At 67.4% G+C, this 16,611-nt stretch carries 9 protein-coding genes; 7 read left to right on the top strand and 2 right to left on the bottom strand.

The window, feature by feature from the left end; all coding sequences use genetic code 11:
- Window position 1 precedes the first annotated feature (1 nt).
- Window positions 2-1,468, top strand: a complete 1,467-nt coding sequence (locus G1C96_RS01150) for a sensor histidine kinase (protein WP_169274811.1) — start codon at window positions 2-4, stop codon at window positions 1,466-1,468.
- 211 nt (window positions 1,469-1,679) lie between these two features.
- Here the strand turns inward: G1C96_RS01150 and G1C96_RS01155 are convergent, their stop codons facing one another.
- Window positions 1,680-2,390, bottom strand: coding sequence for a helix-turn-helix transcriptional regulator (locus G1C96_RS01155; RefSeq protein WP_169274812.1), 711 nt, complete (start codon window positions 2,388-2,390; stop codon window positions 1,680-1,682).
- 192 nt (window positions 2,391-2,582) lie between these two features.
- Here G1C96_RS01155 and G1C96_RS01160 point away from each other — a divergent pair, with 192 nt between their 5' ends.
- Window positions 2,583-3,749, top strand: coding sequence for a pyridoxal phosphate-dependent aminotransferase (locus G1C96_RS01160; RefSeq protein WP_169274813.1), 1,167 nt, complete (start codon window positions 2,583-2,585; stop codon window positions 3,747-3,749).
- A gap of 724 nt (window positions 3,750-4,473) precedes the next feature.
- A complete protein-coding gene (locus G1C96_RS01165) occupies window positions 4,474-5,439 on the top strand; it encodes a hypothetical protein (protein ID WP_169274814.1) in 966 nt (321 codons plus the stop codon).
- A gap of 535 nt (window positions 5,440-5,974) precedes the next feature.
- Here G1C96_RS01165 and G1C96_RS01170 read toward each other — a convergent pair.
- Complete coding sequence (locus G1C96_RS01170) at window positions 5,975-6,679, bottom strand: TetR/AcrR family transcriptional regulator (RefSeq protein WP_169274815.1); 705 nt, start codon at window positions 6,677-6,679, stop codon at window positions 5,975-5,977.
- Window positions 6,680-6,877: 198 nt separating this feature from the next.
- Between G1C96_RS01170 and G1C96_RS01175 the strand changes: the two genes are divergently transcribed.
- From G1C96_RS01175 to gltB, 4 genes are all read left to right on the top strand, one after another.
- Window positions 6,878-7,579, top strand: a complete 702-nt coding sequence (locus tag G1C96_RS01175) for an ABC transporter ATP-binding protein (RefSeq protein WP_169274816.1) — start codon at window positions 6,878-6,880, stop codon at window positions 7,577-7,579.
- Window positions 7,580-7,584: 5 nt separating this feature from the next.
- Window positions 7,585-11,037, top strand: a complete 3,453-nt coding sequence (locus G1C96_RS01180) for an ABC transporter permease (protein WP_205831985.1) — start codon at window positions 7,585-7,587, stop codon at window positions 11,035-11,037.
- Window positions 11,038-11,175: 138 nt separating this feature from the next.
- The gene (locus tag G1C96_RS01185; RefSeq protein ID WP_169274817.1) at window positions 11,176-11,592 is read left to right on the top strand and encodes a hypothetical protein; all 417 of its coding nucleotides are present in this window, start codon (window positions 11,176-11,178) and stop codon (window positions 11,590-11,592) included.
- A 449-nt stretch (window positions 11,593-12,041) separates the two neighbouring features.
- On the top strand, window positions 12,042-16,610 hold the full coding sequence (gltB, locus tag G1C96_RS01190; protein ID WP_169274818.1) for a glutamate synthase large subunit: 4,569 nt from the start codon (window positions 12,042-12,044) through the stop codon (window positions 16,608-16,610).
- The last annotated feature ends 1 nt before the right edge of the window (window position 16,611 follow it).

Genomic DNA, 16,611 nt, shown 5'->3' on the forward strand with positions numbered 1-16,611 from the left:
CATGGGCGGAACGGATTCGGAGCGAAGGATGTGTCACGCGGCCGGTGCTGACGGCGCCCGCGGCGTGCATGTCTGGGTCGAACGGTGGCGGTCATGGCGGCGGGAACCGCATTTTCAGGACAGAGCGCGTATGTTCGGCGTGGCCTCGTGGCTGCTCGTGCTGCTCGTTTCGCCGCCCAGGACCCCGATCGGCTGGGCTGTGGCTCTCGCCTTGGTCGTCGTGATCGCGGTCCTTTCCGTCCGGCCGCGTCTGACGGTGCCCGTCGGTCTGACGGTGGCGCTGGCCGCCTGCTTCACACCGGATGGGACGGGCGTGGCCTTCGCGTCCGTCGCCGCGTTCGCGACGTTCCTGACCGCTGGATATGCGCTTGATGGGAGGATCGTCGCCGTGTTCGTGGCGGGCTACGCGCTGTTGGAAACCGCGGCCGCCACGTGGCCGGGAGGGCTGGGAGCGCACAGCGGGGCGATCGAGGTGTTGCGCGCGCTGACGGCGGGTCTGACGGCGGATGGCCGCACGGTCACGCCGGCCGACGTTCCGCCCGCGGCGCTGTGGGCGTTCGGTATGGTCCTGTCCATGATGATCAGCGGCTTCGCGGCGCTGTTCGGCCACTCGTTCCGCCGCAACGCCGCGGCGGGGGAGCGGCTCGCCCGCAGCGAAGCCATGGTCGGCCGGCTCACGCGCGAGCAGCAGCTGGCGCACCTGATCCACGATTCGGTGGCCAACGACATGTCCGTCATCGCCATGCTTGCGTGGAGGGCCAAGGCTGGGCTGCGCGGCGGAGAGGACGCGTTCGCGAGCGATGGAGCCGTTGGCTCGGGTGCGGATTTGGCGGTCGCGCTGGATGCGATCTACGAGCGGTCGCATCACGCTCTCGATCGCGTGCATGAGGTGATCGACGTGCTGGATGGCAAGCGCGCGCTCGCCGATCTGGACGGCTCCGGCGGTTCCGGCACCGGCATGCAAGCCGAAAACGGGTCAACCGGCGTCTCGGGGCCGGCCGGGCTGGCCGGGTTCGTCGCCGAGCTCGAACGGTATCTCGAGGATCAGGATCGCGTCATGGCCATGGTCGGCATGCCCGGCATCTCGCGCGTGACGGTCGGGGGCGACGGCCCCGGCCGTACGGTTCCGTCTCCACAGGTGCGTCAGGCCATCCTCGGATTCGTGGAGGAAGTCTACGCGAACATCGTGCGTCATGCCGCGTGGAGCGAGCTAGGCGACGGAGAAGAGCAGGGCGAGGAGGACGCCTACAGCCTGTTCGTCACCGTGGAACCGCACCGCGTCCGCATCGCCGAGGTCAACGCGATCGGCGACGGTGCATCGGTCGCCATCCGCGGCACCCGGCACGGCAGGGGACTGGCATTGCGGCGCGAAACGATCGAATCGCTCGGCGGCACGCTCAACGCCGCCGCGCAGGACGGCACATGGACCATCGCCGCGGAGATCCCGCTGTCCTCGGCGTCGCCTTGAGCGGTTTCTTTTTTCGTCATTCCGAGCGGTTTCTTCTTTCGTCATCCTGAGCGGAGGGCGTAGCCCGGAGTCGAAGGATCCCCGGTCCGGCCGTGATGGTCAGGGATCCTTCGACTCCGCTGCGCTGCGCTCAGGATGACGAGGGAGGTTATTGCGCTGCACCCCGGGATGACGGGAAGCTCCGATCGGAATGACGAGGAAAGGGCGTCGCTCAGCGGCTCAGGTAGATGGCGATGGCGTGGGCGAGCGACTTGGCGCCGAGCTTGTCCACGGCGCGGTGGGCGTGCGTGCGCACGGTGGCCGGCGCGATGCCCCACTGCGCGGCGATCTGCTCGTAGCTCAATCCCCGCGCAAGCAGCCGCAGCGTTTCGGTCTCCTTGGCCCCCAGCTTTGCCCGGCCGCCGTCTGTCCCGGACGACGATCCCTCGGATTCGTCCTCCAGACGCCGGTGCACCGTCTCGGCGCTTCCGAATGGGGCCTTCACGCCGGCCGGTGCGAACGTTCCGCCCGCCGCCACCGTGCGCAACGCCGCGGCCATCGCCGGCACATCCGCCTTGGAGACGATGCCCTGCGCGCCGGCCTGCGCCGCCCGGTCCGCGTACGTGTCCACCGAGAACGCGGTGACGGCGAGCAGGAGCACCCGGTCCGTGCGGCGGCGGATGCGGCGGCACACGCCCACGCCCGTGCCGTCGTCCAACGACATGTCCACCAGCATCAGGCGCGGGCGCGTGTCCGGGGCAAGGGCCAGGCGTACGGCCTCGCCCGCCTCCGCCACACCCCACAGCCATTGCGCGCCCGGCAGCAGCTGCGGCAGGATCCCGCGCATCGCCATCAGCGCCATCCGGTCGTTGTCCAGCGCGGCCACGGGAATCGGCATGCCGCTGCCGCCCATCGCCTCGCCGCGGACTCCATTTCCAACCATGACGCATCATTCTAGTCTCCCGGCCGCCTCGCATCGCAGGACGGATGTTCGAGGCCGCTCGGATGTGCGGATGCGCGGAGACGGACATCGCGCCCCACGGAGACGGACATCGCGCCCCACGGGAAACACGGGACGGCTACCATCGGCGGACGACGGCCGGCGTCCCCGCACGGCCGCGAAGGAGGTTCGTCCATGCCAGTCGTGTCCCGCCGCGCCCAGGAGGCGCTGTACCCGTCCGTGCGCGAGATGTTCGAACGCGCCGCCCGCGTGCCGGACGCCATCTCCTTCGCGATCGGCGAACCCGGATTCGACACCCCGCGCCCCATGATCGACGCCGCCTACCGCGCCGCGCTCGCCGGCGACACCCACTACACGCCCAACCGCGGGGCCGTCGCGCTGCGCCGCGCATGGTGCGACGCGCGCAACCGCGCCGACGGCACCAGCTATGACCCGGAACGCGAGATCATCGTCACCGCCGGCGGCATGGAGGGCGTGCTGCTCGCCATGATCGCCACGATGGACGCCGGCGACGACATCCTCATCCCGGACCCCGGCTACGCGAACTACTTCGGCCAGGCGCAGATGGCGCAGGTGGGCGTCGCGCCCGTGCCGCTGCACGAGGAGCACGGCTGGCGCATGCGCGCCGAGGACCTGAAGCCCGCGATCACTCCGCGCTCGCGGGCGCTGCTGCTCAACTCGCCGTCGAACCCCACCGGCGCGATCATCGGCTCGGATGAACTGGAGCGCATCGCGCAGGTGGCGCGCGAGCATGACCTGTGGGTGATCAGCGACGAGGTGTACCGCGCGTTCGTGTACGACGACGCCGCGCCGTGCCGCTCCATCGCGCAGGTGCCGGGCACGAAGGAGCGCACGCTCGTGGTGGACAGCTTCTCCAAGACGTACGCGATGACCGGATGGCGCATCGGCTGCGTGTTCGGGCCCGAGGAGGCGGTGGGCCGGATGACCGTGATGCAGGAGAATGTGGTCTCGTGCGTGCCCGGCGCGCTGCAGGCCGGCGCGGTCGCGGCGCTGGAAGGTGCGGCGGACATCCTGTCGACCATGAAGGCCGCGTACCGCGCGAACCGGGACCTTGTGGCGCGCGAGGTGGCGCGCATGCCGCTCGTCAGCTGCAATGTGCCCGACGGCGCGTTCTACGTGCTGGTGAACGTGAAGGCCACGGGGCTCGATGACTGGGAGTTCGCCTACCGGCTGCTCGACGAGGCGCACGTGGTGGTGACGCCCGCCTCGGGCTTCGGCTCGCGCGGCGCCGGCTACGTGCGCCTGAGCTACGTGGGCACGTCCGAGGCCACTGCTGAGGGGCTGCGGCGCATGGGCGCGTGGCTTGAACGTCTGGCATGAGGGCCGCCGTGAGGGGCGCTGTGGGGGATGCCAAGAGGGGTGCCATGAGGGTCGCGGAGGACTGAGGCTGCGGGCGGGAGTCCGAAATCATATGCTCCCGTACGATTTCGGACGCTGAAAGTGGGTGAGCGGCCGTTCTCGTATCGGACCGTACGATTTCGGCCTCTGAGGATCGGCGAGCGTCCGGAATCGTATGTGTGCGCACAGTTTCGGACGCTGATGGCGGGCGGACGGCCGTTGTTGTATCGGTCTGCACGATTTCGGCCTCTGAGGATCGGCAGGCGTCCGGGAATATGCGGATCTGCACGATTTTGGACGCTGATGGCGGATGAGTGGCCGTTGTTGTATCGGACCGTACGATTTCGGCCTCTGAGGATCGGCAGGCGTCCGGAATCGTATGAGTGCGCACGGTTTCGGACGCTGTGCGCCATTGGACGTCCGGAAATATGCGGATCCGCACGATTTTGGACGCTGAAGGCGGGCGAGCGTCCGTTGTTGTACCGGTCTGTACGATTTCGGACGCTGGGAAGCGGCGGGCGATCGTGTCCTGCGGCCTAGATGCGGATGATATCCACCCTCCTTCGACCACAGGCTGCGCGCTTATCAACGGCGTTATCCACAATTCGTCCTGCGACATTCCCGAAATCGCCGTAACGGCGCCACATTCGACCACATCGCCCCGTTCGGCTGGCCCTGGGCGCGCTGGCCGGATACGGTGCGAACCATGCGTAGACATCCAAGAATCGAAGGCCTGCTCGACGAGGCGCAGCGCGATGAACGCTGCGCGACCGGGCGATCCGATGCCGACCGCAAGGCGCTGAACCGTCGTGTGGCTGCGGGCGAGCTGATCAATCCCTACCCCAATCTGTACATGCGCGTCGCATCATGGAACGATCTGACGGTCATGCGACGCGCCATGCATGTGGCCAAGGGGCTGGCCCTGCTGCATCCACGCTGGACGTTCGCGGGGCTCACCGCGGCGACCGTCCATGGATTCGATCATTCCACCTCGCTGCACGACGGCACCGTCGCCATCGCCAGCTCGCGCGCGTCGCGGCCGGGGGATTGCGGCAAGCTGAAGCGCATACGCATGGAGGATGTGCCGTCGGTCGTCGTTGCGGGGCTGTCGGTCACCGATCCCGTGCGCACGCTGCTGGACTGCGGCAGTGCGTTCGCCTTCGAGGAGGCTCTGGCAATATTCGATTCCGCCGTGCGGCAGGGGATTCGTATCGATGACGTGCTGGCTGCGGCCTGCCCTCGCGGCCGTGCGCTGCCGGGCGTGGACGTGGCGCGCATCGCCATGCTGTGCGACCATGCTGACGGACTCAGCGACAACGGCGGTGAGTCCGCGCTTCGTGCGCTGATGATCTCCAATGGGTTTCTCAAGCCCCAATTGCAGCGTCGGTTCGAGAACCCCGACAATCCGCTCGGTCCGTATCGCGCCGATTTCAGCTGGGATCTGCGCTCCGGGATCGTCGTAGGCGAATATGACGGCATGGCGAAGTATGCGATTCCGCAGAACGGGGATCGGTGCGCGATACAGACGGTCGTCCATGCCGAGCGCCGTCGGGAGGACCATCTGCGTGCGCAGGGCGTCGCCGCCATAGTGCGGTTCGAGTTCGAGGACATTCTGCGCCCCGGTCGACTTGTGCGGAAGCTCGTCGATGCCGGAGTCCCCAGATCGGGATGAGGCCGCTTCGTTGTCGGTTCGTTATCTATCGGTACGTCGTCAGCACATGGGCGGAACGTGGGCGGTTGGTGTGTCCTACGCACTCGGCGTCCGAAGGCGTGTTGCTCCGTACGATTTCGGACGCTGAGGATCGGCGAGCGTCCGTTTTTGTATGGTCCGATACGATTTCGGACGCTTGGAAGCGGTAGGCGTCCGGAATCGTATGGGAGCGCATGATTTCGGACGCTGAAGTTGGATGAGCGTCCGTTTTTGTATCAGCCCGTACGATTTTGGACGCTGAGGGGAGGTCAGTGTCCGTTTTTGTACGGGCCGGTACGATTTCGGACGCTGGGAGGTGGTGGGCGTCCGAAATTGTGCGGGGCTGTACGATTTCGGACGCTGAGGATCGGCGAGCGTCCGTTTTTGTATGGGGCGATACGATTTCGGACGGTTCGCCGGAGCCTGAGAACGAATCCCATGAGCGGCGAAGGCGGCGAAGGCAGGCGGCCGCGCGCGGTGCGGAGGGGGCGCCGGGCGGGCGAGCGCGCGCAATGCGTCACGCGCGGATGTCCTCCTTGCCTTCGACGAGCCTGAGGTTCAGGGTCAGGGACTCGATGCCGGCCATCCGCGTGGTGGTGGCCACCATGCTCGCCATGAAGTCCACGGGTTCCCGCCGTCCGCGCTGGAACCACGCCTGCAGCACGTTGACGATGCCTCCGGCCAGATAGGCGAACTGGTAGGTGCGCACGGTCTCGACGGCGCTGCGGTTGTGGGCGGGGGCGGCGCCGAGGCTGCGGTCGTGCTGCTCCGCGGCGGCGATGGGATCGACGAGTCGGACGAGCTGCCGTTCGACCGCGGCGATGAGGTCGGCGTACAGCGCGTCGCCCTGATTGCCGACGAGCAGGGAGAACAGATGCTCGTGCGCGTCGGCGAACTCGAAGATCTCGCGGATGAGCGGCCGGTATTCGGCCTGCGAGATCTCCTCGCCGTGCCGGGCGATGATGTCGCCCAGCGTGTCGATGAGCTCGGCCTTGATCTGCTCGAACATGTCGTAGATGTCCGTGTAGTGCGCGTAGAAGGTGGCGCGGTTCACGTCTGCGAGCTCGGTGAGTTCGGTGACGCTGATCTTGTTGAGCGGCTTGCGTTCCAGCAGCTTGAGCATCGCTTCCTGCAGCATGGCCCGCGTGCGGCGGGCGCGGCGGTCGAGCGGCTTCGACGGCTTGGCTTCCGTAGCGGTTTTGGCGACTATTGCATCGGACATGGTGCGGTATCCCTCACTTTCGGCTCGTTGTGTCGGCTATCCGTCGGAATGCCTGCGGATTGGTCGTTGCGCGACCCCCGATCGTTTGCCATCATGATAGCGCATAAACGACACATGTTGTCAAACGTATATCTGTTGAATAACGATCGGATGTCGGCAATTCATGGCCGGCGGCAGGAAACAGGGAAGGAGCGCGGCATGGCCTACATCGAAATGGCCCACAGCTTCAAGCGCTATCACATGGGAAGCAGCACCATCGTCGCCAACAACGACGTGAGCTTCGGCATCGAGAAGGGCGAGCTCGCCATCATCCTCGGCTCGTCCGGCGCCGGCAAATCCACGGTGCTCAACATCCTGGGCGGCATGGACACCAACTCCGAGGGGCAGGTCATCATCGACGGGAAGGACATCTCCGACTACACGCCCCGCCAGCTCACCGACTACCGCCGCCGCGACATCGGCTTCGTGTTCCAGTTCTACAACCTCGTCGCCAACCTCACCGCCAAGGAGAACGTGGAGCTCGCCTCCGAGATCGTGCCCGACGCGCAGGATCCGGTGCAGGTCCTGACCGACGTGGGGCTCGCCGACCGCATCGACAGCTTCCCGGCGCAGCTGTCCGGCGGCGAGCAGCAGCGCGTCGCCATCGCCCGCGCCGTGGCCAAGAACCCCAAGATCCTCCTGTGCGACGAACCCACCGGCGCGCTCGACTACAACACCGGCAAGCAGGTGCTGCAGATCCTGCAGGACCAGAGCCGCGCCAAGGGCGCCACCGTGGTCATCGTCACGCACAACTCCGCCATCGCGCCCATCGCCGACCGCGTGATCCACATGCACGACGCCCGCGTCAAGGCCATCGAGGTCAACGAGCATCCGATGGACATCAAGGAACTGGAATGGTGAGGCCCATGACAGTGCACAGCCGCCGAACCGATCGTCGAAGCGATCGTCGAACCGACCGCCGTGGACGTACGGACGTACGTACCAGACCATTCGCCATCCGCAAGCGCACGCTGTGGAAGGACATCCGCGTCACCCTCGCCAAATCCAAGGGACGATTCGCCTCCATCGTGAGCCTCATGGCCCTCGGATCGTTCGCCCTCGTCGGCCTGTTCGCCACCGCGCCGGACATGCAGTCCACCGGCCGCGCGTTCTACGCCGAGCACAACCTCGCCGACGTGACCATCGTGAGCGACTACGGGCTCACCGACGACGACGAGACGATCGTGCGCGAAACCCCGGGCGTGAAGGACGCCGAATTCGGCTACTTCAAGGACGTGACGATCGCCAACAGCGACCACAGCCTGCGCATCCACTCGCTGCCCGAAACCGTCTCCACCTACGAAGTCGTCGAAGGCAGGCTGCCCCAGACGGACGGCGAAATCGCCCTCGACTCCGCAGAACGCAGCAAGTACGCCGTCGACAGCACCATCGCCGTGACCGAACTGCCCGACATCGCCGGCGACACCGTGCTCACGCGCGGCACGTTCGCCGTGGTCGGTTTCGTCAACGCGAGCGACGCCGTCTCCAACCTCAACATGGGTCAGTCCACCGCAGGCACCGGAGAGCTCGACGGATACGCGGTCGTGCCCGCCTCCTCCTTCGACTCCGACGTCAGGATGATCGGCCGCGTCACCTTCGACGACACCGCCGGGCTCGACTACTGGGACGCCGCCTACCGCGACCGCGTGCAGGAGCACAAGGAGACGCTCGAACGCCGGCTCGCGAACCAGCCCGAAGCCCGCCGCGCATCCATCCAGACCGACCGGCGCGAGCAGATCGACAAGGCGCGCCAGCAGGTCAACGACGCCAAGCAGCAGCTCGCAGACGCGCAGACCCAGCTCGACCAGGCCAAGGCGCAGATCGAGAACGGCAAGGACCAGATGACCGCCGGCGAACTCGAAGCCGTGGACCAGGCGTCCTCCGCGCTCGCCCAGCTGTCCAGCGGCACCGCGCAGATCGCCGCCGCAGGCACCGCCATCGACGGCGCGCAGACCAAGCTCGCCGCCGGCGCTCAGACCCTCGCGCACGGCCAGAACCAGCTCGCCGAAGCATCCGACCAGCTCAAGGACGCCCGCACGCAGCTCGATCAGGCCCGCGCGGTCCTCACCGCCGTCAAGCCCATCCTCGACCAGACCGGCCGCCTCCTCGACGCATGGAACGCCACCGGACTGACCGGCAGCCTGTACGACACCGTCTCCGGCCGCTACGGCGAAGTGGTCACGGCATACAACGACGCCGTGGCGCAGTACAACCAGAGCCTCGCCGCCTACTACGAGGGGCTGGCACACTACCGCGACGCCGCCGCGCAGCTCGACCAAGGCAGCGAAGAGTACCAGAGGAACGCCGCCGCGCTCGCCGACGCCTCGAACCAGCTCGCCGCCAAGCAGCGGGAGCTCGGGCAGGCCGCATCCAGCGCCGCATCCTCCACAGGATCCGCCGCATCCGGCGCGCGGCAGCTCATCCAAGGCCAGCGCGACCTCGAGAAGGCCGAGGAGGAGTACAACGCCAAGCTCAAGGAATTCAACGACGCCAAGCCCGAGGCGGAGCGGAAGATCGCCGACGCGGAGCATGAGATCGAACTGGCCAGCGAGAAGGTGGACACGCTGGAAGTGCCGGCGTACTCGATCGACGGCCGGCGCGAAGGCCTCACCTCCGTGGGCTACCGCGTCTACGAGATCATCGCGACCATCGTGCAGAAGCTTGCCATGATCTTCCCGATCTTCCTGTACCTCGTGGCCGCGCTCGTCACGTTCACCACCATGGGCCGCATGGTCGACGAGGAGCGCGGCAACTCCGGCACCCTCAAGGCGCTGGGATACGACGACCGCGACATCCTCAAGAAGTTCACGGTCTACGGGTTCGCGGCCTCCACGCTCGGCACCGTGATCGGAGTCGCGGCCGGGCACACGATCCTGCCGCTCATCGTGTACCACGCCTACGACTCCGGATTCACCATGCCGCGCATCGCGCTGGAGTTCCACCCGGCCATTGCCGCCGTCTCGTTCGTGCTGGCATGGCTGAGCGCCGTCGTGCCCGCATGGCTCGTGGCCGCCCGCGAACTCAGGGAGAAGCCCGCCGCGCTGCTGCTGCCCAAGCCGCCCGCCAAGGGCTCCAAGATCCTCCTCGAACGCGTCACACCGCTGTGGAGCCGTCTGAGCTTCACCCGCAAGGTGACGGCCCGCAACCTGTTCCGCTACAAGTCGCGCGGGCTCATGACCATCATTGGCGTGGCCGGCGCGGTGGCGCTGCTCACCGCGGGACTCGGCGTTCAGGCGTCCATCGGGCAGATCCAGGAGCGGCAGTTCGGCGAGGTGATCCACTACGACCTCATCGTGGCGGAGAAATCCGACAACAACGCCGAGCAGCGCGATCAAGTGGCCAAGGCCGTGCGCGCCGCCGACGACACCGCGAACGGCGGCAGCGCTGCGAGCGACGGCGACAACGGCGGCAACGACGCGGTGCGCGCATCCATGCCCATCCGCTACGAGGAGCTCACCAAGACCGCCGGCAAGCAGGGAGACAAGCAGTCCATCACGCTCATCGTCACCGACGACGCGTACAACTTCGGCGACTACATCACCCTGCGCGACCGCGCCACGCACAGGCCGCAGGTGCTCACCGACCGCGGCGCCGTCATCTCGGAGCGCATGGCCGCCATGCTCGGCGCGAAGCCGGGCGACACCATCGCCGTGACCGACCCGGACGGCGTTCAGCGCGAGGTGCGCGTCGACGGCGTGACCGAAATGTACATCGGCCACTTCATGGTCATGACCTCCGGCGGCTACGAGCGCACGTTCGGCAGGGATTACCAGTCCAACGCGTACATGGTCCGCCTCGTCGATCCGTCCGCGAACAACGCCAACCGTCAGGGCGCGGCGCTCATGGCCGTGGACGGGGTGCGCGGCGTGGTGCAGAACACCACCGAGAAGAACCAGGTGGCCACCATCGTCGACTCGCTCGACCAGATCATGGAAGTGCTCATCCTCGTGGCCGTGCTGCTGGCGGTGGTGATCCTCTACAACCTCACCAACCTCAACGTCTCCGAACGCATCAGGGAGCTGTCCACCATCAAGGTGCTCGGCTTCCACTCGAACGAGACCGCCATGTACATCTACCGCGAAACCATCGTGCTCTCCGCGCTGGGCATCCTCGCCGGCTACGGGTTCGGCGCGGGGCTCCACCGCTACATCATCGCCGAGGTGCCGCCCGACGAGGTGATGTTCGACCCGGCGCTGGCATGGCCCTCGTTCGCCCTGCCGCTCGCGGTGGTGGCCGCAGTGCTCGCCGCGCTCGGCTGGGTGGTGTACCGCAGGCTCCGCGACGTGGACATGCTCGCCGCCCTCAAGTCGGTGGAATAGCGGACGCAGCGCGGGGGAGCGGACAAGGCCGCGGGAGAGCGTGCGGGAGAGCGTGCAGCGGAGCGTGAGAAGAGGCGCCGCGAGGAGCGCTGGCACATTCGGCTGCTGCGCGATCTCTTCCCGCGCAGACGCGTCAGCGTGCCGGTGCCCGTTCCGCCGCGCGAGGCCATGCCGAGGATCGCCGCAGCCGCAGCCGAGGCGGCCTCCGTCCGATTCGCACCCGACCCCGGCGACGATCCGACGCTCACCGCCCGCTACGCCGTGCGGATCGACTCGCCGGTCGGCGCGATCGCCGTTCCCGTCATCATCTGCTATGACGATGCGACGCGCGCCACGTTCCACGGCAAGGCCAAGGTGATGGGACGTGTCTCGCGGTTCGACGGCCGCCGCGACGGCGCGCTGCATGCATTCGGCGTTTCGGTGCGACTGCCCTTCGGCGTGCTGGACGTGCGCCTTGAGGCATCGGTCGCCGCGGACGGGAGCGTGACTGGCCATGCCATCGCGCCGAACCGCAGGCCGATGGTCCTGACCGGCCGCCGCACGGATGCCTGCTGAGACGGGGACTCCGGCGACTTGATTTTCCGGGCGTGGCTCGCGCGATGAGGCCCACTGGTGCTGCCCGCGCACTGAATTGACGGGCCGAAATGGACGAAATCCGGAATTCCAAGCGCCAAACGGACGGGAATGCGGGGGTTTGGCGCTTGGAATTCCGGATTTCGTCCATTTGCGCCCGTGATTTCGTGTTCTCGATCGAGGACGCCGTCGGTGGTGCGACGATGCGACGATGCGGCGATTGCGCGTGAGGGAGGCACGGGGAGGCAGGAAACGCCGGGGGAGCGCGATGGCGGCAAGGGTATTGACTTTTCCGTTCAGCCGTTATATGGACGCCGAAACGTGTTTGACATACCCGGGTTGTACGCTGACTAGCGCATTATCCAAAGAACCGCAGATTGTCAAGACCGTTTCTTGACCAATCCGCCAAAACGAGCATTAAGGTGGTTTCGGTGACTTTCCACGCTCCGCTAGATCTCACGATCCATGATTCCCAAGGGTTGTACAGCCCGAACAGCGAGCACGACGCTTGCGGCGTCGGTATGGTCACGACCCTCAACAAGCGACCCGAGCGCAGGATCGTCGACGACGCCATCGAGGTGCTCGTCAACCTCAACCACCGCGGTGCCGTGGGCGCAGAGGAGAACACGGGCGACGGTGCCGGCATTCTCATGAGCATGCCCGACGAGTTCGTGCGCGCCACCGCCGGCGTCGAGCTGCCCGAGCCCGGCCACTATGCCGCCGGCATCGCGTTCCTCGACCGCGACATCGCCACCTCCGGCCAGCAGGAGCAGGCCATCGCCCGCATCGTGCGCGAGGAGGGCCTCGAGGTGCTCGCATGGCGCGTCGTGCCCACCAATCCGGACGGGCTGGGTCTGCAGGCCCTGGCCACCATGCCGAGCTTCAAGACGCTCATCGTGGCCTCTCCGGACGGCGAGCTCGCCGGCATCGACCTGGACCGCAGGACGTTCCGCATCCGCAAGCGCGTCGAGCACGAGGTGGGCGTCTACTTCGCGTCGCTGTCCGCCCGCACCATCACGTACAAGGGCATGCTCACCACCATGCAGCTCACTCCGTTCTTCAAGGACCTGTCGGACGAGCGCATGAAGACCACCATCGCGATCGTCCACTCGCGCTTCTCCACCAACACGTTCCCGAGCTGGCCGCTGGCCCAGCCGTTCCGCCTGCTGGCGCACAACGGCGAGATCAACACGATCCAGGGCAACCGCAACTGGCTGTCCGCCCGCGAGGGCCGCCTGAGCTCCGAGCTGCTCGGCGAGTTCAAGCCGCTGCTGCCCATCACCACGCCTGGCTACTCCGACTCCGGCACGTTCGACGAGTGCCTCGAGCTGCTGCACCTCGCCGGCCGCTCCCTGCCGCACGCCATCAGCATGATGCTGCCGCCCGCATGGGAGAAGAACGATTCGCTCGACCCGGACGTCAAGGCGTTCTACGAGTACAACAACACGCTCATCGAGCCGTGGGACGGCCCGGCCGACATCATCTTCACCGACGGCACCCAGGTGGGCGCGCTGCTCGACCGCAACGGCTTCCGCCCCGGCCGCTGGCAGCTCGACGCCGACGGCTACCTCGTGCTCGCCTCCGAGGCCGGCGTGCTGCCGAACATCCCGCAGGACAAGGTCGTGGCCAAGGGCCGTCTGGAGCCCGGCAAGATGTTCCTCGTGGACACCGCCGAAGGCCGCATGATCCCGGACGAGGAGATCAAGCGCCAGCTCGCCTCACAGCACCCGTACCGCCAGTGGGTGGAGGGTAACTCCATCGAGATGAGCGACCTGCCGCAGCGCGAGCACGTGAGCCATTCCGGCCAATCCGTGCAGCGCCGCCAGCGCGCGTTCGGCTACACCGAGGAGGACCTCAAGCTCCTGCTCGCCCCCATGGCCAACACCGGCAAGGAGCCGCTGGGCTCCATGGGCAACGACAACCCGCTGCCCGTGCTCTCCAAGCGCAGCCGCATGCTGTTCGACTACTTCCACCAGAAGTTCGCGCAGGTCACCAACCCGCCGCTGGACTGGGAGCGCGAGGAGATCGTCACCTCGCTTGAGTCCGCCATCGGCCCGGAGCCGAACCTGCTCGAGGACACCGAGCTGCATGCCAAGAAGATCCTCATCCCGCTGCCCGTCATCAACTCCGACGAGATGGCCCAGCTCAAGCGCCTCGACAGGGCCAAGGTGCTCGGCGGCTACTACAAGCCGTTCGTCGTCAGGGGCCTGTATCAGGTCGCCGGCGGCGGCAAGGCGCTCGAGGAGCGTCTCGAGGAGATCTTCGCCGAGGTCGACGAGGCCATCGAGAACGGCAGCAACTTCATCGTGCTGTCCGACCGCGACTCCAACCACACGTGGGGCCCGATCCCGTCGCTGCTGCTCACCGCGGCCGTGCAGCACCACCTGCTGCGCCGCCACACGCGCACGCAGATCTCCATGGCCGTGGAGGCCGGCGACGTGCGCGAGATCCACCACGTCGCGCTGCTCATCGCCTACGGCGCCGCCTGCGTGAACCCGTACCTCGCGTTCGAGTCCGTCGAGGACCTCTCGCGCACCGGCTACGTGAAGGTCGACGGCCCCACCGCCGTGAGGAATCTCACCAAGGCGCTGTCCACCGGCGTGCTCAAGATCATGTCCAAGATGGGCGTGTCCACCATCATGAGCTACCGCGGCGCGCAGCTGTTCGAGGCCGTGGGCCTGAGCCAACAGGTCGTGGACAAGTACTTCACCGGCACGGTCTCGCAGGTCGGCGGCGTCGGCCTCGACGAGCTCGCCGAGGAGGTGGCCATCCGCCACCGCGTCGCCTACCCGAACCAGTGGACCGCCACCCCGCACATGAACCTGGAGACCGGCGGCGAGTACAAGTGGCGCCGCACCGGCGAGGACCACCTCAACGATCCCGAGGCGATCTTCCTGCTGCAGCAGTCCACGCAGCGCGGCGACTACCAGATGTTCAAGAAGTACTCGCACCACATCAACGACACCTCGAACAGGATCATGACGCTGCGCGGCCTCATGAAGTTCAGGCACGACCGCAAGCCGATCGACATCTCCGAGGTCGAGCCGGCCAGCGAGATCGTCAAGCGCTTCTCCACCGGCGCGATGAGCTACGGCTCCATCTCGCAGGAGGCGCACGAGACGCTCGCCATCGCCATGAACACGCTCGACGCGCGCTCCAACTCCGGCGAGGGCGGCGAGTCCGACGACCGCATCGAGGATCCGCTGCGCTACAGCCGCATCAAGCAGATCGCGTCCGCGCGCTTCGGCGTCACCTCCGACTACCTGGTGCACGCCACCGACCTGCAGATCAAGCTCGCCCAGGGCGCCAAGCCCGGCGAGGGCGGCCACCTGCCCGGCGCGAAGGTGCCGCCGTGGATCGCCAAGGTCCGCCACGCGACGCCCGGCGTGGAGCTCATCTCCCCGCCGCCGCACCACGACATCTACTCCATCGAGGACCTCAAGCAGCTCATCAACGACGCGAAGATGGCGAACCCGAAGGCCCGCATCCACGTCAAGCTCGTCTCCGAGTTCGGCGTCGGCACCATCGCGGCCGGCGTGGCCAAGTGCCATGCCGACGTGGTGCTGATCTCCGGCTACGACGGCGGCACCGGCGCGGCCCCGCTCAACGCGATCCGCCACGCGGGCACCCCGTGGGAGATCGGTCTGGCCGAGACGCAGCAGACGCTGATCCTCAACGGCCTGCGCTCCCGCATCGTCGTGCAGTGCGACGGCGAGCTCAAGACCGGTCGCGACGTGGTCATCGCCGCGCTGCTGGGCGCCGAGGAGTTCGGCTTCGCCACCGCCGCGCTGATCGTCGAAGGCTGCGTCATGATGCGCGCCTGCCAGAAGAACACCTGCCCGCAGGGCATCGCCACGCAGGATCCGGAGCTCCGCGCCCGCTTCCGCGGCAAGCCCGAGCACGTGATCAACTTCTTCATGTACATCGCCGAGGAGGTGCGCGAGATCCTCGCCGAGCTCGGCTTCCGCACGCTCGAGGAGGCCGTGGGCCACGTCGAATGTCTGGACCAGGACGAGGCGATCAGGCGCTGGAAGGCCGACGGCGTCGACCTGAAGAACGTGCTCATGCAGCCCGGCCCGGTCCCCGGCACCATCCTGCACAACACCGAGCCTCAGGACCACGAGCTGGAGAAGGCGCTCGACAACGAGCTCATCAAGATGGCCGAGCCGGCGCTGGAGCGCCGCGAGCCCGTGCGCATCGAGGTGCCGATCCGCAACGTGAACCGCACGCTCGGCACGATGGTCGGCTACGAGATCACCCGCCGCTACGGTGCCGAGGGCCTGCCCGACGACACCATCGACATGACCCTGCACGGCTCCGGCGGCCAGTCCATCGGCGCGTTCATCCCGCGCGGCGAGACCATGCGCGTCTACGGCGAGGTCAACGACTACGCCGGCAAGGGCCTGTCCGGCGGACGCCTCATCGTCCGCGCCGAGGACGGCGTCACGTTCGACCCGCACGAGAACGTCATCGCCGGCAACGTGACCGGCTTCGGCGCCACCTCCGGCGAGCTGTTCGTGGCCGGTCGCGCGGGCGAGCGCTTCGGTGTGCGCAACTCCGGCGCCACGTTCGTCGTCGAAGGCGTGGGCGACCACGGCTGCGAGTACATGACCGGCGGCACCGTGGTGGTGCTCGGACCCACGGGCCGCAATTTCGGCGCCGGCTTCTCTGGCGGCAACGCGTACGTGCTCGACCTCGACATGGCCAAGGTCAACCCCGAGGCCGCGCACAATGGCGCGCTGCTGTTCCAGCCGCTCGAAGGCAAGGAGGAGCTCGTGCACGAGCTCGTCAGGAAGCACGCCGAGGAGACCGGCTCCGAGTTCGCGAAGGGCCTGCTCGACGACTGGACCGCCTCCGCGAAGCGCTTCACGCACGTCGTGCCCGCCCACTACGTGGCCATGCTCGCCGCGCTGGCCGACGCCGAGGCCAACCATCTCGACTTCTCCGCGCCCGGCGTGTGGGAGAAGACCTACGAACACGTCATGGAAGGAGCCCACTGAC

This window comes from Bifidobacterium moraviense (assembly GCF_012932365.1).
Classification (GTDB): domain Bacteria; phylum Actinomycetota; class Actinomycetes; order Actinomycetales; family Bifidobacteriaceae; genus Bifidobacterium; species Bifidobacterium moraviense.